We start from the raw sequence: 18,763 nt of genomic DNA, 5'->3' as shown, positions 1-18,763 counted from the left end.
CTCTTTGTGAAGGTCGAAGCCTAGCAGCGCTACGCCACGTTCCCGCCTTTTGGACTAGCCGATGCGGGGGCGACCATTGACCGCACAGTTGCGGGCGTTTGCCTTCTCCCGCAACGGTGCGGCTGGGTTAGTGGCGGGCCGCCAGTCGCACCAGCCGGTCGATGATCTCGGTATAGGCGAAGCCGAGTTTGGAGAACGCCTGCGGGACACCAGACATAGGCGTCAGACCCGGCACCGTGTTGATCTCGTTGAGATAGACGCTGCCGTCTTGGGCGAGGAAACCGTCAATCCGAGCGAAATGGCGGCAATCCAACGCCCGAAAGACCGTGCGGGCCATCTCTTGCAATTCCTCGGCCACCCCCTCGGGGAAGTCCGGACGCAGATTAAACGGCTCAGGGCTACCCAAATACTTGGCGTCGAAGTCAAACCAGCCCTCGGCTCCCTTTTCCAATACCTCAAGCGGATAGCTGATGTCCAGCCCGCCGTCGAAGCGTTCCAAGACGCCCACCTCGACCTCGCGCACACCCTCGAACCCGGACTCGAGTACGAGTTTGTCGTCAACGGCGCGGGCCTTGGCAATTGCGTCTGGGAGGCCATCCTTCGAGGTCACCCGCGAAATGCCCAGGCTTGAGCCTGCGCGGGCGGGCTTGAGGAACAGCGGGAATCCCAGCTGTTGGGCCACCGCGTCGAGGTCGACTTCCTCGTGCGCGCCAATGGCCAGATAGGGACCTTGGTTGACCGAGTGCGCGGCGAGAATGCGCTTGGTGAACCCCTTGTCCATGCACAGGGAAGAGGAGAGGACACCCGAACCAACGTAGGGAAGGGAGGCCATCTCGAAAAGCCCCTGAATGGTACCGTCCTCGCCCCAGGGCCCATGCAGAGCGGGGAACGCTACGTCAACATGGCCCACGCTTCGCCCCTGGGCGTCAATGAGGCGCGGCCCGGCCGGATCGGTCGACAACCGCACGGGCGTACCGGAATCGAGCGTGACTTCGGGCATAACGCCATCGCTGATGACGAGGCGGGAATGCTCTTTGTCCAGCAGCACCCAAGCGCCTTCGCGGGTGATCCCGATGCGGTGGACCTCATGGCCCACCTCGGTGAGGGCGTCGGCGACGCCGGTGCCAGAGGTGCAGGAGACCGGGTGCTCAACGCTGCGGCCACCCATGAAAACGGCGACGGCCAGGGAATCGGTGTGGTAGTTCATACCTGTGCTAACTCTTTTTCCGGTTTGGTTTGGCGGGCCATGAGTTCGGCGACGACCTGCTTGGGAGATACACCTTCGTAGCAGACCCGTTCGATCTGCTCGCAAATTGGCATCTCGACGCCGACACTGGCGGCAAGGCCGCGAATAGAACGACAACTCTTGACGCCCTCGGCGGTCTGTTTGGTGATGGCCTGGGCTTGCGCCAGATCGCGGCCTAGGCCCAGTTGCTTTCCGAACGTGTGATTGCGCGACAGTGGCGAGGAGCAGGTGGCGACGAGGTCGCCCAGACCCGCGAGCCCGGCGAAGGTGGCGGCGTCGGCACCCAGGTGGACCCCGAGACGGGTCGCCTCGGCGAGGCCACGAGTGATCAGGGTGGCTTTCGTATTGTCGCCCAAGCCTAGCCCGCTGGCCATCCCGTAGGCGAGCGCGATCACATTCTTGATCGCTCCACCCAGTTCACAACCGATAACATCGGTGTCGGTGTACGGGCGAAAGTAGGAGGTGGTGACAGCCTCTTGGACGGCCACGGCCCGGGCGTGGTCGGTACAGGCCACGACAGAAGCGGTGGGCTGTTCCATGGCGATTTCAGGTGCGAGATTGGGGCCGGTGACAATCGCGACTTGATCCGCGGGCAAGCCCGAGATCTCGACGATCACCTCGCTCATGCGCTTGAGAGTACCCAGTTCGACCCCCTTCATGAGACTGAGCAACGTCGTGCCCGGCCCTTGATCGCTCTTGGCGACGAAGTGACGTCTCCACTCAGGCAGATTGGTGCGCAAACTCTGGCTGGGGATGGCGAAGACGACCAAGTCGGCGTCACTCAGGGCCACATGAGCGTCGGTGGTGGCCCGCACGCCCTGCGGCAAAACGAGGTCGGGGAAGTATTCACGGTTACGATGCTCCTCATTGACAGAGCGGGCGACCTCCTCGCGTCGCGCCCACATGGTCACCGGAGTATCGGCGTCGGCCAAAATCTTGGCGAAGATGGTGCCCCAGGAACCGGCACCCATGACAGCGGCTTTCACTCGGCGCTCTTCCCTTCCGAACCTGAGTCGTTGCCTTCATTGTTCGCGCGCTCGCCGTCCTCCGCAGCCGATTCCACCGTCTGCGGCGACGCGGGTGCTGAAGACTCACCGGAGCCCGCTGCGGAACGCTTGCGGTGATACTCGTAGAGCGCTGGCGCTTCCTCTCCCCTGATCTGAGCAAGCTGGTCGCGGACCGCCTCCATCGCGAAATCGGTGATCTCGGTCAGCGAGGTGCGTTCCTTGCCTTTCCACGGCGACAGGTCGAGCGGCTCTCCGGCCACTACGGTGACCGGTCGACGCAAACCGAACTTGAAACGGCGTTTCTTGGCCAGCGGGTTGATAAAGGCCAGTGAACCCCATTGGGCGACGGGAACCACTGTCGCGCCGGTCTCGGCCACGAGGCGAGCGAGCCCGGTCTTGCCGCGCATGGGCCAGTGATTGGGTTCCTTGGAGGTGGTGCCCTCCGGATAGATGATGATGGCTTTGCCATCCCGCAGTTGGTCAATGGCCGCTTGTAGCGCCTTGGTGGCGTCGACAGTGCCTCGATGCACCGGAATCTGGCCGGTGTTGCGGATGATTTTGCCCAGTACCGGAACGCGGGTCAGGCTTTCCTTAAGCAGGAAACGTGGGCTCCGTCCGCTCTTGTAGACGAAGTGGGCGATGACCATCGGGTCGAAGTGCGAATAGTGGTTGACCACGTAGATGAGCGGTCCTTGGAGCGGAATGTTTTCCATGCCGCGCCACTGTCGCCTAGTGAGGATGTTCATTGAGGGGAGCACGATAGCGGCGGCGAAGCACAGCCAGAAGCTGCGGCGTTCAGACCCTCGGGGACGCCTCCACTTTTTGGCGTCGTTCCCCGGGGCGGTTGGGGTGTCGGGCACCTGTCTCTCCTTGCTCAAAACTGGCTGTGACAGCGACGTGGCTAAGCCGCGCGCATCGGTCTCAAAGCTGCGGCCACACGAGTGAAGCACCCCTGGGCCCGTGCGCGCCGACGGCGCGGCGCGGGCCGGCCGACCGCAGTGCGTGCTCGCTAGCGCGAGCCCGTCAGCTTTTGACCTGGAAGCTTATGCAAAGTGCACAGTCAAGGCCACCGGAGACGAAGTTCACGGCTGGTGAACAAACCGCCGAGTACGCCGAAGGTGCCTCTCGCATTAGCCACCTGCTCGATGCACTCTACTGGGTCAGATACTGCGCCGAACAGTTCCCGGCGGCTAAGGTGGGGATCAACCGTCATACTTCACATGAACACGTTCGCGCTTGCCGACGTTGCCTTCGGCGCCATGGTGGGAGCTCCTCGGGCGATCCGCGATGGCAACTGGTTTGCATGCCCCACCAAATGATGTCATAATGTAGTCACGATGACGTCGAAATTATTGGAGTTCTTATGAACCTGCGTCTCCTGGCCTGGCTCGTTCTCCCGGTAGCCGGGATCATTGTTGCGGCTTGGCTGGTCTTCAAAATTCTCTCTGCTGTCCTCGGAGCCATTGTCTGGCTCGCCTGGGTCGCACTCATCGTCGGCGGCATCGTCTTCATCGGCTACAAGGCCAAGGAGAAAATCGGCGGCGGCAACAGCAAGAAGCGCATCGACTACCAGTAGGGCATCGACATGTCGCGCATCGTGCAAGGCACCGTAGCCCGCTTCGAACCCCATGTGCCGGAAGGCACCGCGAGCAATGACCCCTCGCGCGCCCTCATCGGCAGCGCGATCCTAGACGACGGCCGCCAAGTCGACTTCGACGCGGCGGCCTTCGCCGCCTCCGGGCTCCGACTTTTGCGCCCAGGACAGCGCCTTGATCTCGAACTGGACTCACACGGGGACGTGAGCGCCGTGAGAGTGCCCACTATCGGCTAAACGGCTCACCCATCGGGTCCTCACCACTGATGAACGCACCGAAGGCTGACCGACACAGGTTGTCTAGCTGCCGTTGCCTGTTGCCCTGAGGTAAGCGATCCCAAGCCACCCCGACCAGACACACTAGCCACTTTTACCCACATTCCCTTGAAAATCGCCCGTGTGAAGGATGCGGCGCAGATCACTCTCGATTATCGTTTACAAGGTGAGATCGAAACAACGGCATGTGGCAGCTGCCGGTGGCCTTCTGTGGCGCGAAGGCAAAGGCGGCGAACTTGAAGTGGCGATCGTGTGGCGGCCCAGCGTGGGCAATTGGTCATTGCCCAAAGGCAAACTCGATGGCGACGAACATCCGCTGACCGCCGCGTGCCGCGAAGTGGAAGAGGAGACCGGAGTCCCGGTCATCCCGCAAGTGTGGCTGACCCAAGCTAGCTACATTTTGCAAAATCCCGACCAACCCGACGTGTTCAAGACCGTCGACTTTTGGTCCATGCGCACCGAACAACCACACGCCCAATTCGTCGCCGACGAGGAAATCGGCCAACGCGCCTGGGTCAGTCTCGCCCGCGCCCGCCACATTCTCACCCGACCCCGTGATCAACAAGCATTGGCTGCCTTCGGGGCGATCCCGGCCGTGACGGCGACGGTGATCGTGGCCGCTCCCGCCGCTGTCGAAACGAACTTCCCAGGACCGGAAGTAACACGCCCGCTGAGTCTCGAAGGAGAGAAGAGCGCTCAGGCGTTGGCGGCACTGGCAAACCTCTACCGGCCCAGGATGGCCCTGACAGCTACGGCACGGGCGTGCGTGCAGACCACTGAAGCCGCCGCCACCGACCGTTATTCGGTCAATGGGGACTCGATCTTTGACGCCGAGGCACACTCACGCAATCCGGAACGCTCAGGACAGCGCATTCGGGAACTGGCGGTCGTGGGCGGTTCGTCGTTTGTGTGCGCCGAGCCGGCCACTATCGCCGATAGTCTGGCGATCTTGGCCGATGAGGACGGGCTCGAGGTTCCGAATGTCTCCACTCCTCCTGGCGGGGCTTGGGTGCTGTCGTTCGCCGGCCAGCGCCTCATCAGGGCCGAACGGCTCCGCTAGAAGGATCGCGCGCTGGGCTTTGATGGCCAGCTGTGGGCCGTTGCTGATCCGCATGTCGTCGCGGCCGCTGAGTGTGGACATGGGCTCGCGCATGCATTCCAGCCGGCCGGTTGCTTCTGGGCAATCTATGAGGCTTAGGCAAAGGCGCGAGTTCAAGTCCGCAAGAGGCGAAGTTTACGCAGGTAAACGGACCGACGAGAACGCCGAAGGCGTCTTGTGCCTAAGCCTCTATGGATGCCTCGGGCTGATAAGAGCTGCTTTGATCGAGGCCTCGCGGTGACTTCATTGCCGGGTTTGAATCGTGTCAGTCGACAGTCAGTCGGTGGCGATGCTGTCTGGGATGGCGAAGTCCTTGGGAAGCAACGAAGGTCGATATTGATCATTTTCTGCTTCTTTTCATCAGCTCCGCAAGATCAATTGTCACCCAATCAGGGGATAATTATCGGCCGCATTTTGCTCGTGCAGAATGGCCGCCCATAGCTGAGAAGGGTCGGCACGAATGGGTTTCTGAGTCGTTCTCAGACATAAAAAGAGGGCATCCACGCGGCTTGTGAATGCCCTCTGGTGACCCGTGCGAGGTTCATCGACGCCCACGCGCGGCAGTCTTGCGAGTGGCTTTCTTGCGAGCCCCAGCCTTCTTCGCCGCACTCGTGGCTGTGGTCTTGCGCGCGACCTTCCGTGTGGCTTTTTTCGCGGCTTTGCGAGTGGTTTTCTTTACCGCGGCCTTCTTGGCGGTCTTCTTGGCCGCGGCCTTCTTCGCGGTCTTCGCCGGTGCCTTCTTGGCGGCCTTCTTTGTGGCACCTACCTTGCGAGTGGCCACCTTGCGGGTGCCAGCGGCCGCCCCTCGAGCGGTCTTTTTGGTGGCCTTCTTCGCGGTGGTCTTCTTAGCCGCTGTCTTTGCCGGTGCTTTCTTGGCGGCTTTCTTGGCCACCTTGGCGGCTTTGCGCTGCCCGGTGACGAGTTCTTTGAAGTTCTGGCCGGGCCTAAAGGCCGGGACGTTGGTCTTCTTGACACGAACAGCTTCCCCCGTTCGAGGGTTGCGGGCCATACGTGCGGCACGGGCGCGCTTCTCGAAGACTCCGAATCCGGCGAAGGAAACCTTCTGTCCTTTGGAAACGGCGCGTTGAATTTCGTCCAGCGCAACATCGAGTACCTCTTGCGCCGCCTTCTTGTCCCCGGTTCGCGCAGCCACTTTGGCTACGAATTCTGCCTTGTTCACGTGTACTTCCCTCCCGATACTGCGATGGCGTTTAACACGCCTCATTGCGCACGTTATGGCGTTTATATTCGGAACGCAACTATATCGAGAAAAAAACCATTGTGTCGCAAAGATTTTTATATTTAATGCGACTTTTCTGTTCGCCAAAGTGCCTGTGGGGCGGTATTTCTCGCAATAACGGACCCTCCCACGCACTGTCTTTGCCGCGTGGGAGGGTCCGATTAGGCGAGTGGGACCCGACTCAGAAGCGGGTCTGGGAGAGGGGATTCGGCCCGGCGTGTCCATCGTGGGCCGCCTGCGGAATTCCCGGTTAGGTGTGTGTGTCTTGGAGCTCCTCACTGGTTTGAGCCGCAGCGAGGATGGTGTGTTGTCAGTGCCTGGGGAGGCGGAGGTTCTTGTTCGTACCCGCTGGATCTAAACAAGGGCCGACAACGCGGCCAGGCGCGACAGCACACCACCGCAGTAGGAAGCGAAACCTATTAGGAGCTCTTAGGCCCTCTGGAGGGTCTGAGGCAACCACGGAGCGCGCCCCTGTTCGAAGGAATCGATGTCGCCTTGCCGCCGCAGCGTCAACGCGATGTCGTCTAGCCCTTCGAGAAGCCGTTGTCGGGCAAAGTTGTCGATCGTGAACGACCACGACCGCTCTGCGGCACGGACCAGGCACTCGAGAAGGTCAACGGTGATCCGGTGCTCAGAGTCCGATTCGACCACCTCCCATAGTTGTTCGGTTGCCTCGTGCGGCAGTTCCACCGTCAAGAGACCACCCTTGAGGGCGTTATTGCGGAAGATGTCGCCAAACGATGGGGCTATCACGGCGCGGAAACCCCAGTCCTGCAATGCCCAGACGGCATGCTCGCGCGACGAGCCGGTGCCGAATTCCTCTCCCGCCACCAGAATCGTCGCCGAAGCCGATTCGGGCCGGTTGAACACGAATTCGGGGTCGTCGCGCCAGGAGGCGAACAAGGCGTCCTCGAAGCCGGTGCGGGCCACTCGTTTGAGGTAGACCGCCGGGATGATCTGGTCGGTATCGACGTTGGAACGCCGTAGGGCCACCGCCTGCCCAGTGTGCACATTGAACTTTTGCATGATGAACTCCTCTGCGCTATCGAGCGCACTGTCTGCGGGGCGCGGCCTGGTGCGCCCGTCTAGGACCGGTCACTGTTTAGGCGGCGAGAGGTTGCCGCTGCGGCAAGTCACTGGGTGAGGCTAGGTGTCCCGCAACGGCAGTTGCCGCCGCGACTGCCGGGCTGACCAAGTGCGTGCGTCCCCCGCGTCCTTGGCGTCCTTCGAAATTGCGATTCGACGTGGACGCGGCACGCTGGCCTGGTCGCAGCTGATCCGGGTTCATCCCCAAACACATCGAACAGCCCGCGAAACGCCACTGGGCACCTGCTTGGAGGAAGATTTGGTCCAGCCCTTCGGTCTCAGCCTGTAGGCGTACCCGGGCCGAACCCGGAACGACCAGCATTTCGACGCTGTCGCTGACCTTGCGGTCGCGCAACACTTGCGCGACCTCGCGCAGGTCTTCGATGCGGCCGTTGGTGCAGGAGCCGACAAAGACAACATCGATGTCTACTTCACGCAGCTGTTGGCCGGGCGTGAGGTCCATGTACTTCAGGGCCTGTTCGGCCGCTTGCCGTTCGGATTCGGAGGTGAAGTCGGCCGGGTCCGGGACGGCTTGGTCCAAGGCGATGCCTTGGCCTGGGTTTGTGCCCCAGGTGACAAAGGGACGGATCTGGGTCGCGTCGAGGACCACTTCGGCGTCGAACTGGGCATCGCGGTCGGTGCGCAAGGTGCGCCAGTGTTCTACGGCCGTGTCCCATGCGGCGCCTTCGGGGGCGTGTTGACGACCGCGCAGATACGCGAATGTCGTGTCGTCGGGTGCGATCAGCCCGGCCTTGGCACCCCACTCGATCGACATGTTGCACACCGTCATGCGCTCTTCCATGGTGAGAGACGTGATGGCCTCCCCCCGATATTCCACTATGTGACCACGACCGGCCCCCGTCCCAACCGTTGAGATGAGCGTCAAAATAAGATCCTTAGCACTGACCCCGGGTCGCAGCCGCCCGTTGACCGTGACCGCCATGGTTTTCGGACGTTGCTGAGGCAAGGTCTGGGTGGCCAGCACATGTTCGACTTCACTGGTGCCAATGCCAAACGCCAGCGCCCCGAACGCCCCGTGCGTCGAGGTATGCGAGTCGCCGCAGACGATGGTCATCCCCGGCTGTGTCAAGCCCAGTTGCGGTCCTACGACGTGAACAACCCCTTGTTCGGCGTCTCCCAGTGGGTGGAGGCGGATATCGAACTCGGCGCAGTTTTCGCGCAGGGTCTCGATCTGAGTGCGCGATGTGGGGTCGGCGATCGTCGTGAGGTTGTCGGTGGGCGTGTTGTGGTCCTCAGTGGCAATGGTCAAGTCCGTTCGCCTGACATCGCGTCCGGACATTCGCAGGCCTTCGAACGCTTGCGGGCTGGTGACCTCATGCAACAGATGCAGATCTATATACAGCAGATCGGGTCCGTTATGGCTGTTATCCCCCGTGGGTTCAGCCCGGTCACCGGCGACGTCAGCCGCTGCGGCAGCACTGTCCTGAGTTGGGATGGTGTCCGCGGCGAGGTGACGACTGTCGGTGGCGTGGTCACTGGAAGTGCCCACGGGACCGCTTCGCGTGGGAACCACGTGGGCGTCCCAAACTTTTTCAGCCAGGGTGCGTGGTGTAGATGACATTTCTAGTACCATTCCCTTTGCTTCTCAAATAATGGACGGTAAGGTTCAAGTTATGGGAAATAATATCAGCGGGGTCGGGGTTCTCGACAAGGCCGTGTTGATCCTCACTGCCTGTACGAACGGTGCGAGCCTGGCAGAGCTTGTCCACGAGACGGGTCTACCGCGCGCGACCGCGCACCGGCTCGCACAAGCCCTAGAAGCCCACGGACTGCTACAAAGGGACCACGAGGGCCGCTGGAGGCCCGGTGCCAAGCTCTCCGAGCTGGCTGGAGCCACTGCGGATGTCCTCTTGGCCTCGGCCGAACCGGCCTTGAACATGCTGCGAGACCAGACCGGCGAATCCAGCCAGCTATACCGACGGCGAGCCGACGAGCGCATTTGTGTGGCCGCCGCCGAACGAGCCTCCGGGCTGCGTGACACTGTGCCAGTGGGAGCCGTACTGCCTATGACCGCCGGATCAGGGGCACAGGTGTTGTTGGCGTGGGAGCCGCCCGAGGCGATTCTCCCGATGCTTCCGAAGTGCCGGTTCTCCTCCAAGACGCTGGCCGAAGTACGTCGACGCGGCTGGGCGCAGTCGGTAGCCGAACGCGAAGCCGGTGTCGTGAGTGTCTCAGCCCCTGTGCGAGACAAGACCGGTCGCGTGGTGGCCGCGATTTCGGTCTCCGGGCCGCTGGAGCGGCTGGGCCGGCGCCCAGGCGAGCGCCTGGCGATGGCCGTCGTTCGCGCGGGGCAGAAACTCTCGGGCCTGTAATGAGGCCACCTGGCCAACTCACCACATTAGCTGCACGCTATAGACATCATCGACAATGAGCTCAGGCACCAGGCCGCACATAAGGACGCGATGATGGGGCCCCGCATTAGATGCGGGGCCCCATCACGCTATGGGCGCTGGATTGGCGATGGGGCGGCTGGCGCCAAGGGACCGACCCCACCCGCTGAGGGAAGGCGACGGATGGCCGTCCCTCCTCCCCCGCGGCCATGTCCTTACTTCAGCACGGGCAGGGTCGTCACCAGACGGCTGTTCTCCCAGGGGCGCCCCAGGCCCCAGGTGTGCCCCGCGTTAGTGGCCGCGAGGGCGATCAACGCCAGCGCGTAGATGATGTGCTGATCCATAAAGGGGTTATTGGCCAGCGGAAGCATGGCCGCCCACATGAGGAGCATGAGCAATGTTCCACCAATGGCGGCGATGCGCAGCCCGATCCCCAGGATCAAAGCTAGGCCCAGGCCACATAGTGCGCCCATGAAGGCGAAGTCGGCCCATGCGCTGCCCACCATGGATTGAAATTGCTCTCCGAGCAGACCGCTACGGCTGCCGAGGAACCCCGCGGTGGGACTGACTCCGTCCAGCCAGGCGGAGCCTGAGGCGGTGTCATAGCCGAGGCCGACCAGCTTGTCGAGGAAGGCCCACAGGAACAGCCACCCGAGAGCGAGGCGTACGAGTGCCAGGACGCGCCCTCCGGGTCTTCGCGGCTGAGAGGCCCGGTCGGCTTCGGGGTCGGTTTTTTCCGCCGAGATGTCTTCGTCGAGGGGGTTTGCAGAGGTCAGGGGGTAAGAGGTGTTGGTCATAGGCGTGATCTTCCACGAGCAGGGTTGAGGAAGGGTACCCTAACTTCGGCCCGGGCCGCGAGACTGCGGTGGCACCGAGAGTCGATGGCATCACCGTCGATGCCAGCAGGTGCGGAACACCCCGACTCGGCACCGCGCATCCGCATTGACGCCGGACTGAAGTCGACCTCAGTCTAACTCGAAAGATTCATTACTGTAAATATACTTAAGCAAAAAGATCGCTTCTTCCCATCGTGCGGAACAACCCCTGAAACGGACACAAAAGTACTCCTGTGAGACACAGACACCCTGCCCCACAGGAGTACTCGCCGTCGGCTACAGGCTCAACTGGCATCATCGGATAGACAACGGCCGCCGGATTCACTCACGTCTTAAAAGAGTCGACCAATGTCGCGTACGTGACCACATTGTCCTCATAGCTTCCCGCGTCCAAGTCGAACGATCCCCCGCACGTGATCAAACGCAGACCCGCGTGATCCAGATTTCCGTAAATCTCTCTCTTTGGGAAATTGTTCTTAGAGTATTGGACAGTGCGGTCGACTTCGAAAACAGCCGTGATCCCATCCTCACGTTCAATGCGGATCTCGTCCCCTTTGGCCAGCTCATGCTGATCGTGGAAAATGGCCGGTCCGAACTCCTGCGAATCCACATGGCCCAAGATGATCGACGGCCCCAACTGACCGGGGGACGGCGAGTGCTCATACCATCCGGCGCGAGAATTTCGCTCGTACGGCGGCACCTCCACATGCCGGTCCGGTAGCAGGCCCAGCCGCATCAACGGGGAAGCGGTGATATCGATGGCGGGGATGTCAAGAGCGATCGGGGCCGAAGCCCCCAACACTTCGCCGCTGGAACTGGTATCTCTCGCATCCGCCTGGCCCGCATCAGAACGGGCATCTGGGCCCGGAGCCTCGGTTGCCGTGATGTCACTGCGGGCTTCCCCAGATATGTCGCCGTCTATGTTCACCGCGATCCCCACCAGAGCCGCGGTAAGTCCAAGGAGAAGCAGGGCCGCCGCGCCAGCTATGACACTGCGCCGACGGCCCTTCTCCTTGAGGCGAGCCATGAAACTGGAATCACTCATGGTGGCGACACCACCGTCGAATTCCGGTCATGATGGCGACCTCTCTACTTGGAGCCAGTGACGCTACGAGTGCGCAGCGCATAGCCAGCGGCCAGCACGGCGGCGACGAAAGTCGCGGCGGCGGCACCGAACATCAGACCCGCATTGCCCTCGGCGATGAACCCACCACCGGTGTCAGGAGCACCCTCGGGCATCTGTCCCATCTGTGAGGCCAACAGCGAGCCACACAGAGCCGGAGCGGTTGCCGGCATCGGCAGGTCCGGGTCCAGGTCACTTTCCTTCTCGGCGGCCTCCTCGCTGATGAGGGTGGGGTCGACACCGTGGATGACGATCACGGCGTTCTCCTCCCACACCTGCGCGGCGTTCTCATCATCGAGAACGATGGTGCGCTCATAGTCAGCGTTGGAACCGCCCGGGAAGCGGTCGATCGCCAAGGCGGAGTCAGGCGACGTATCGCCTTCGGTTGTCAGCGAGGTCCCCACGTCGCCGTAGGCATGATGCCCCTCAGTGGTCGAGATGAGGCCGTCGCCGTCTTCGTCAGCGGATTCGTCGGGGCAGACCCCATTTCCGTTGATATGGATGTGCTGAGCGTGTGGGAAGGGTCCGCCGTCGAATTCCTCAGCAAGCCCTTCGTAGGAAATCGAGATCGTGGCTTCGTTCTGGTCGCCGTCGAACTCGATCCAGGCCTCGCCCCATCCCTGTTGGTTATTGAGCGGCTGCAAGTCGGCCTGAAAGACCGCCCAGTCGTCCCAGTCATCCTCTTGAGCCTGAGCTACCCCGCCTGCGGAAAACAGAACGCCCAGGCTGATGGCACCGGCTATCGCCAGCGGCTTCTTAATACTTGTACGCACGGGAATCTCCTACCCATCTGGGTCAGGGCACGATGCCCGACCTCATGTGTGAACGGTGCGGTCAGCGCCCTCGCGGGGAGCTGACATGAATGCGTTTTGTCAATGGCCGACCGGGGGCGCCCTTCCGGGTCGGCCGATGTTGTTCACTAGGTATTCGTGACAGGTACCACCCCGGATGGGCGAGTAACGCTCACAATCTTGATGGACTGCGGCTGGCCAGCCTCTCCACGCTGGATTCACCTCAAGGGGACGAGCTGGACTAACCTGTGCTTATGGAGAACCACTCACACCGCCACGCCAGGCATCCCCGCCTGGCAATCCCCATGGCGGCGATCATCGCCGGGATTCTGTCGGGTTGCGCCACCGGCGGCGAATTCAAGCGCTACGACATCCCCGACCCACCCCCATTCGAGACCTTGCCCGGGTCCGACATCGAGCAATGGCGCAACGCGGTTGCAACCTACGGATCGCACTGGTTGGCCGAACGCGACGAAGCCCTGACCGGGCTGAATGGGGCCCAGCGCCTGTACTGGGTGTGGGAAGAAGGCGACGGCGGCGGCGACCGGTTTCGAGCACACGCCACCACCACCGAAGACGCCGACATGTTGACCATTAACTGCCGCCATATCGCGGGTAGGGGGATGCGTGCGGAGCCCTCCTCCATCGACCAGATCGCCACGTTTTTGACCGACTGCGCAGCAGGGGCGGGCATCGACGGGCTTGACGCGGCCGCCCTAGGAGACTGGGTGAGCGACAACCTCGCTCAGAACTGGGACCCCGAAGGTGAAGACCTCGAACCAATCGGTCTGCGATACGACATACCCGAGGTGGACGTGTGGATGACCGTCAAACAAAACTCGGCTGACCTGACTGTCTCCAAGGGCATCGACTTGAGTGGAGGTAACTGATCTCATGCGACTCCTCCCCAAACGCCTCCTAGGCGCGGCCGCAGCGGCAGCCCTGGTAACGACGGCCAGCGCCTGCGGGTTCTTCGACGATTCCCCGCAGCGCAGCTCCGATTACAACCAAACCGAGGCGATCCCGGTCATGGAATCCCTGGTGGCCGAAGCGATCGAGCCGCTGCCGGACTTTCCCGGCTTCGGCGAACGTGTCTGGGGCATCAGTGGCTGCTATGGCGGGCTCAAGGGCCTCGACGAACACAAGGAATTCGTCGAACTCAAGCTGACGTATTACTTGGTGGCCGAAGACTGGGACGAGGCTAGCAAGCGCGAAGGCTACGCCGAGGTCTTGCGCGAACATTGGAACGACCTTGGCTACGAGGTCGATGTAGACCGCACCGACGGCACCGGGGAGTTTTCACGACTGGGTCTGACACGCGACGACGGGCTCGCGATCGCGTTCTTCGCCGGTGGCAAAGTGGGTTTCGAGGTCTACACCGGCTGCATCGACCGCACCGACGAGATGCACTATGTGCCGCCAGTGGGCGGGGTGGCACCAGAACACGACCGAGCCCGCGGGTTCATGTAGGTCGAACGGGCTCGGTGTTTTGGGTAGGGGTGGTATTCGTGCTGCCCGCAGCACAAAAGGCCACCCTCAGCGGTCCTTGCTATGAGCGAGGTACCAGGACTCGAACCTAGATAGGCCACCTACGCGCGCTCTGCGCGCCCCACAACCCAGCAGTCGTGCTGCCCGCAGCACAAAAAAAGACCACCAAAGGTGGTCTTTGTCATGGCTGGCCTGATGGAGACGTACGGGCACCTATACCCCCAGGGAAGAGCCCAGCACGCCCGTCTCACAGCACCCCTCATCGCCGAGACCGACTCCGCCGCAACGGGAAGGCGGTGAAAAGCAGCATGTGCGCGAAGCGGACCCCCGGTACGAACACAGGCGGCTTCAACGAAATAACCAACCGCCTGACCAGGCGAGACTTCGACATCCTCGAAGCCCTCGAGAGGCACAAGATCATGACCGCCAGCATGATCGAAGCCGCAGTCCGGTTCGGTGCGCACGTCGGAGCTGCATGGATGAGAGTTCGCGTGATTGAAGCGCATGGTTCCCAGGAATGGCTGCCCCGCCACACCGAGCAGTTGGACGAGCCCGAACCATTGCGGCACTTCGCACTCGGATGCTTGGACACATCAGCCAGCGGCAGTACAACCTGCCTCTACGACGGCCGGATCGCTGCCCGCGCTCTGATGAAGTCGCGACTGAGCTGGCCCAGGTCCGCATCGCGTACTCGACCAATTGGCGGCCGACGTCCACGATTCATCCCCTAATCGTCGAAGATCCAGCGCACGGGCTGACCCTGCGGTTTCGATCTGGATTTGCGACCAATACGGTCTGCGGACCGCTCCCGCCTTCATTGTCGGAGGCAGCAATGTACGCCGAGGTGGAAGCAGTTCTCTCCGAAGCGGTTGCGGTGGTGTACCGGTGGCGGCCTGGGGACCTGCTCGTCGTCGACAACCGAGCGATGATCCACGTTCGCGGGCACGCGCCGAATGGTCCGCTACCGCTACGACGACCCGCACTTCAAGTCCGTCATAATCGCCCAATAAGACACAGCTGCCTCCCCGCCCCGATCCTCTGTGCGATCGCGCCGGGGATACGGCCGTGGTGGAAGATCCGTAAGCCGGCGACGTTCGGAGTAAAGGCGCTTCTGCTTCATCCGGAAGGGTCGGGGCGGTTTCTCGTGGTCCGTCACTCCTCCAGCGATCCCAGCCGCTGGGGCCTGCCCGACGGCGGTTATCGACCCGCCGGGGAAACACCTGAATAGGCCATTTCCCGGTAGAAAGATGAGAAACTTTCCCTCTCGCTCCCTGCGGAAACCTTCACGGTCCTGGACAGGTTGACCACAACCCTGGAGGGCAAACGAGACACCTCGACGATCTTGCGTGCGGTTGTTTCAGGCGAGAAGGTTTCACTTTCCCCCAAGCTGGCTGAAGCGCGATGGATCAATGACGTACGTCAGTTAGGATCGGCACCTGTCTCACGGAGGCTCATCGCTGCAGTCTCTCGTACGGGCTGATCCCATCAATCGGTGGCGGCAACGGTCCTCCCCCGGCCAGGATGAGACGGTGGAAAGACTGCGACGCGCGATCGAGGACTACCTCCACGAACTCGATGCCGCTCACGCGCTGACCTGCGGCGTCGACTCCGAGGCGCTGGCAGAACTGGCGGGTCTATCGAAGGACTCCGTATACAAGATCCGCGAACTCGTACCGACAGTCGTCGAGGAGCTCTCGATCGATGTAGCAGCCCTTCCCGAATCGGTATTCAGGAAGTCGGGTGAGGCCGCACGTGAGTACCTCACGGGCGACCTGGGGTTCAGGCCGGCGGTCCGCCAAGCAATCGGGCTGATGTTCGACCGCGACTACCTCGCGTTCGATGTGCGCCCCGACGTTGGTATCAACCAGTTCAATGATCTCTGGCTCCTCAACGAATGGATCTACGCCGTCGACAACGGGCACGAACGAGACGGCGTCTACTACTTCGAGACGAGTGAAAACGCCGAAGCGTCCTTCAATGCAGGCGCCACCGTGTTTGCTGCACCGAGAACGTTAGTCCGCAAGGGGAAACCTCCGCTCCTAGATTGTCGGAGGCATGTTCTCTGGCAGTCGTGCCCGCAGTTTCGCCAGCGCCCGGAGTAGGTCCTCACGGTTCTTCCCGGATTTGATCCATGCCGGGAGCCTGCTCGCGATGGTGCTGTTAGACGGGCTGACGTCCCGCACCCCGGCGGCGACGTACGCCTCCATGAAGCTCAGGTGCTGATCGTTCCACGCCCACAGCGAATTGCCGCGGAAATCAATATCGAGCCAGAGCGGTGCTCGCTTATGGCGCTTCGGCACCGGCCACTGGCGTGCGGTCGGTTCCTTGGCCCAACCGCAGCCTCGACAGCGCAGTCGATGCAGCCGCAGGTCCGATCTATAGGTGCCCACATAGCGGTTACACTCGGGGCACATGACGGTCTGGGAAGGCTCAACCGGCTTGACCTTGGGTTTTCGCTTCAACCTGTCTGTGTATGCGCATGACCCGCAGGTCACGTGGCACTCTCGGCGAATCGCCATGTCGTCGCATCGCGGGCAGTGCACCAGCGCGTAGTCGAAGCCGCCCATGTACTTGACAGGCTGAGCTGCCTCAACGAACTTCGTGAGGTTACGTCCCATGCGCTGTCTCCCTTCCTATGCGGCGGACCAAGCGTAACGATCGAGTTGGGCTCCTGTCACCTCGGTTTCAGTCCGCGATCGGAGACCTTGTGCCGCTATCTGGGCGAACGGTAGAACTGTTAGGTCCACGTCATATCGATCGATCGCGGCGAGACATCCCGCTTGATCGTTCTCTTGCTGATTGCCAAAGGTTCCGTTCTTGGTGCCCTTCTCGAAGTCCCTCCTGGCTGCGGGAAGCAGGTTCGTGCTCCGGAGTCGGATAATTCGCGTCGCTCGACGTTGTCGCGGAGTGGGTCTATCTTGGCGTTGACCTGCTGTTTTCCCTGGTGAGGCGGTGGGCCTCATGGATGGCAGAGAGGCTCGCGTGCGGGTGACCGGGGCGCTTCGGGATGACGTTGATGTTCGGCTGATCGATGAGAGTTTGATCGATGCCGTGTTGGAGTCGGAGCGGAGTGCCGAGGTCAAGCCTGAGCAGGCCGACACGGCGGGTCGGACCGAATCATCCAGTCGGAAGGCCGATCGATCATGAGTCAGGAAGTCAGGGCGAAGCGTGCCGTGCTCTATCTGCGGGTGTCCTCGCGGGGGCAGGTGCAGGCGGATTACGACCCGGAGGGGAACTCGATCCCAGCGCAGCGGAAGGCGTGCCAGCGCCGGGCTGAGGGGCTTGGAATGGAGGTCGTAGACGAATACGTCGAGCCGGGGAAGTCCGGCTTGACGGTAGATGGGCGGCCGAAGTTCCTGGAGATGATGGCGCGCATCCGGAACGAGAAGGATGTCGGAGCGATCATCGTGTACGCGCGGTTGCGGATGCGGTGGGACATTGCGGATGCGGTGATCACTCGGCGCGAGCTCAAGAAGCTCGGGGCCCAACTCGTCTCGATCATGGACTACATCGACGACAGCCACGTCGGTGATCTGGTGACCGCGATCCTGGACGGGGTCAACGAGTACCAGTCGCGGGCCTCGGGTGCCGAAGTGGCCTACAAGATGGGCACGAAGGCAGCCAACGGCGGTACGCCGTATCAGGCGCCCATCGGATTCCGGAACGCTGGCGAGACCGTCGAGGGCCGAGAGATTCGGACCGTGTCCGTGGATGAGGAGCGCGCACCCTTCATCCGGATCATGTTCGAGCTGTACGCGAGCGGGACTTACTCGCTCAAGAAGTTGCAGCGGGCCGTCACCGATGCGGGGCTTCGAACCCGGCCGAGCAAGCGGTGCCCAGCCGGGCGAGAGGTCCCGATGTACACCGTCGGCACGATCCTGCGGAACCGCTACTACTTCGGACGAGTCACGTTCAAGGGCGTCGAGCACCAGGGGCGGCATGAGCCGCTGGTGAGTCAGGAGCTGTTCGATCGGGTGCAGGAAGTGCTGCCGGAGGCGCAGCACCGGGCTGTTCACACCGGGTTCTTCGGGCGGCTCTTCGTCGCGGTAGAGGACGGGGATCGGGTGCCTCGGGTTATTGACAACCAAGTCACTGAGCTGCTGGAGCCGCTGGTTTCGGCGATGCGGAGTCGCGCGGGAATTGATCAGGGCAAAACAAAAGACCAAATTGGCTGGGGTACCAAGACCCGAACCCAGACCAACTGAACCACGCGCGCTCTGCGCGCCCCACAACCCAGCAGTCGTGCTGCCCGCAGCACAAAAAAAGACCACCAAAGGTGGTCTTTGTTATGGCTGGGGTACCAGGACTCGAACCTAGACTAACTGAACCAGAATCAGTCGTGCTGCCAATTACACCATACCCCATTGATATGGCTTGTTTTCCACGCAAATTCTAGCGGGCCAACGGGATGAAACTTTACCGGATGCCGGTGTCTGCCCGCACCCGGGGGCCGGGCTTGCTGTAACCCACGTCGCCCCATCTGAGCACTACCCGCACCGCCTTGGCCGGTGGCACCTCGCGGCCGCCACCGAGCGGATGACGCGCTGTTCACTCGATCGTGAGATTTATCGAACACACGTGCGTAAATAGTTGATCTTTTTGCGTCGTCCTGCTGTACTACCGTGT

Annotated in this window: 20 protein-coding genes and 1 tRNA gene; 10 read left to right on the top strand and 11 right to left on the bottom strand. The window is 62.0% G+C overall.

From position 1 onward, the window contains the following. Positions 1-127: 127 nt before the first annotated feature. From JQS30_RS04125 to JQS30_RS04115, 3 genes are read right to left on the bottom strand one after another with little or no spacing between them, the layout of a single operon-like run. Positions 128-1,207: a D-alanine--D-alanine ligase family protein gene (locus JQS30_RS04125; protein ID WP_213172122.1), complete on the bottom strand. Its 1,080-nt coding sequence runs from the start codon at positions 1,205-1,207 to the stop codon at positions 128-130. Beyond that, a complete protein-coding gene (locus JQS30_RS04120) occupies positions 1,204-2,217 on the bottom strand; it encodes an NAD(P)H-dependent glycerol-3-phosphate dehydrogenase (protein WP_213172954.1) in 1,014 nt (337 codons plus the stop codon). The genes JQS30_RS04125 and JQS30_RS04120 overlap by 4 nt, the downstream gene beginning before the upstream one ends. A gap of 11 nt (positions 2,218-2,228) precedes the next feature. After that, positions 2,229-3,113, bottom strand: coding sequence for a lysophospholipid acyltransferase family protein (locus JQS30_RS04115; protein ID WP_213172121.1), 885 nt, complete (start codon positions 3,111-3,113; stop codon positions 2,229-2,231). Positions 3,114-3,616: 503 nt separating this feature from the next. Between JQS30_RS04115 and JQS30_RS04110 the strand changes: the two genes are divergently transcribed. The 3 genes from JQS30_RS04110 to JQS30_RS04100 all read left to right on the top strand — a co-directional run bounded on the left by JQS30_RS04110 (position 3,617) and on the right by JQS30_RS04100 (position 5,183). Then, entirely contained in the window at positions 3,617-3,829 is a 213-nt protein-coding gene (locus JQS30_RS04110) for a hypothetical protein (protein WP_213172120.1), read from the top strand. Positions 3,830-3,838: 9 nt separating this feature from the next. Then, complete coding sequence (locus JQS30_RS17265) at positions 3,839-4,084, top strand: cold-shock protein (RefSeq protein WP_246498040.1); 246 nt, start codon at positions 3,839-3,841, stop codon at positions 4,082-4,084. A gap of 205 nt (positions 4,085-4,289) precedes the next feature. After that, complete coding sequence (locus JQS30_RS04100; protein WP_213172119.1) at positions 4,290-5,183, top strand: NUDIX hydrolase; 894 nt, start codon at positions 4,290-4,292, stop codon at positions 5,181-5,183. Positions 5,184-5,763: 580 nt separating this feature from the next. On the opposite strand, the gene JQS30_RS04095 is transcribed toward JQS30_RS04100, so the two are convergent. The 3 genes from JQS30_RS04095 to leuC all read right to left on the bottom strand — a co-directional run bounded on the left by JQS30_RS04095 (position 5,764) and on the right by leuC (position 9,130). Then, entirely contained in the window at positions 5,764-6,402 is a 639-nt protein-coding gene (locus JQS30_RS04095) for an HU family DNA-binding protein (protein WP_213172118.1), read from the bottom strand. A 489-nt stretch (positions 6,403-6,891) separates the two neighbouring features. Next, positions 6,892-7,488, bottom strand: a complete 597-nt coding sequence (leuD, locus tag JQS30_RS04090; RefSeq protein ID WP_213172117.1) for a 3-isopropylmalate dehydratase small subunit — start codon at positions 7,486-7,488, stop codon at positions 6,892-6,894. Positions 7,489-7,564: 76 nt separating this feature from the next. Next, on the bottom strand, positions 7,565-9,130 hold the full coding sequence (leuC, locus tag JQS30_RS04085) for a 3-isopropylmalate dehydratase large subunit (protein WP_213172116.1): 1,566 nt from the start codon (positions 9,128-9,130) through the stop codon (positions 7,565-7,567). A gap of 64 nt (positions 9,131-9,194) precedes the next feature. Between leuC and JQS30_RS04080 the strand changes: the two genes are divergently transcribed. Beyond that, the gene (locus JQS30_RS04080) at positions 9,195-9,881 is read left to right on the top strand and encodes an IclR family transcriptional regulator (RefSeq protein WP_343076172.1); all 687 of its coding nucleotides are present in this window, start codon (positions 9,195-9,197) and stop codon (positions 9,879-9,881) included. Positions 9,882-10,114: 233 nt separating this feature from the next. Here the strand turns inward: JQS30_RS04080 and JQS30_RS04075 are convergent, their stop codons facing one another. The 3 genes from JQS30_RS04075 to JQS30_RS04065 form a co-directional block, all read right to left on the bottom strand. Further along, positions 10,115-10,696, bottom strand: coding sequence for a DoxX family membrane protein (locus JQS30_RS04075; protein WP_213172114.1), 582 nt, complete (start codon positions 10,694-10,696; stop codon positions 10,115-10,117). Positions 10,697-11,060: 364 nt separating this feature from the next. After that, positions 11,061-11,780, bottom strand: coding sequence for a class F sortase (locus JQS30_RS04070; RefSeq protein ID WP_213172113.1), 720 nt, complete (start codon positions 11,778-11,780; stop codon positions 11,061-11,063). 44 nt (positions 11,781-11,824) lie between these two features. Beyond that, positions 11,825-12,631 carry a hypothetical protein gene (locus JQS30_RS04065; RefSeq protein WP_213172112.1) on the bottom strand — a complete coding sequence of 269 codons (807 nt, stop codon included), beginning with the start codon at positions 12,629-12,631 and terminating at the stop codon, positions 11,825-11,827. Between the two features lie 272 nt (positions 12,632-12,903). Here JQS30_RS04065 and JQS30_RS04060 point away from each other — a divergent pair, with 272 nt between their 5' ends. The 4 genes from JQS30_RS04060 (at position 12,904) to JQS30_RS04045 (ending at position 16,239) form a co-directional block, all read left to right on the top strand. Beyond that, entirely contained in the window at positions 12,904-13,539 is a 636-nt protein-coding gene (locus JQS30_RS04060) for a hypothetical protein (protein WP_213172111.1), read from the top strand. Positions 13,540-13,543: 4 nt separating this feature from the next. Beyond that, on the top strand, positions 13,544-14,119 hold the full coding sequence (locus JQS30_RS04055; RefSeq protein WP_213172110.1) for a hypothetical protein: 576 nt from the start codon (positions 13,544-13,546) through the stop codon (positions 14,117-14,119). Positions 14,120-14,654: 535 nt separating this feature from the next. After that, positions 14,655-15,365: a TauD/TfdA family dioxygenase gene (locus tag JQS30_RS17780; RefSeq protein ID WP_213172109.1), complete on the top strand. Its 711-nt coding sequence runs from the start codon at positions 14,655-14,657 to the stop codon at positions 15,363-15,365. Between the two features lie 301 nt (positions 15,366-15,666). Continuing rightward, on the top strand, positions 15,667-16,239 hold the full coding sequence (locus tag JQS30_RS04045) for a hypothetical protein (protein ID WP_213172108.1): 573 nt from the start codon (positions 15,667-15,669) through the stop codon (positions 16,237-16,239). Here the strand turns inward: JQS30_RS04045 and JQS30_RS04040 are convergent. Further along, positions 16,177-16,755 carry a hypothetical protein gene (locus JQS30_RS04040; RefSeq protein WP_213172107.1) on the bottom strand — a complete coding sequence of 193 codons (579 nt, stop codon included), beginning with the start codon at positions 16,753-16,755 and terminating at the stop codon, positions 16,177-16,179. The genes JQS30_RS04045 and JQS30_RS04040 overlap by 63 nt on opposite strands. A gap of 343 nt (positions 16,756-17,098) precedes the next feature. On the opposite strand from JQS30_RS04040, the gene JQS30_RS04035 reads away from it, so the two are divergent. Then, the gene (locus tag JQS30_RS04035) at positions 17,099-17,284 is read left to right on the top strand and encodes a hypothetical protein (RefSeq protein ID WP_213172106.1); all 186 of its coding nucleotides are present in this window, start codon (positions 17,099-17,101) and stop codon (positions 17,282-17,284) included. After that, positions 17,281-18,342, top strand: a complete 1,062-nt coding sequence (locus JQS30_RS04030) for a recombinase family protein (RefSeq protein ID WP_213172105.1) — start codon at positions 17,281-17,283, stop codon at positions 18,340-18,342. The genes JQS30_RS04035 and JQS30_RS04030 overlap by 4 nt, the downstream gene beginning before the upstream one ends. 84 nt (positions 18,343-18,426) lie before the next feature. On the opposite strand, the gene JQS30_RS04025 is transcribed toward JQS30_RS04030, so the two are convergent. Continuing rightward, positions 18,427-18,501: transfer RNA gene (locus JQS30_RS04025), tRNA-Gln, on the bottom strand. Positions 18,502-18,763: the final 262 nt, after the last annotated feature.

The sequence above is a fragment of the Natronoglycomyces albus genome, from assembly GCF_016925535.1.
GTDB classification, from domain to species: Bacteria; Actinomycetota; Actinomycetes; order Mycobacteriales; family Micromonosporaceae; genus Natronoglycomyces; species Natronoglycomyces albus.
Note: the sequence above shows the minus strand (reverse complement) of the source record. Positions and strands in the feature narration are given on the sequence as shown.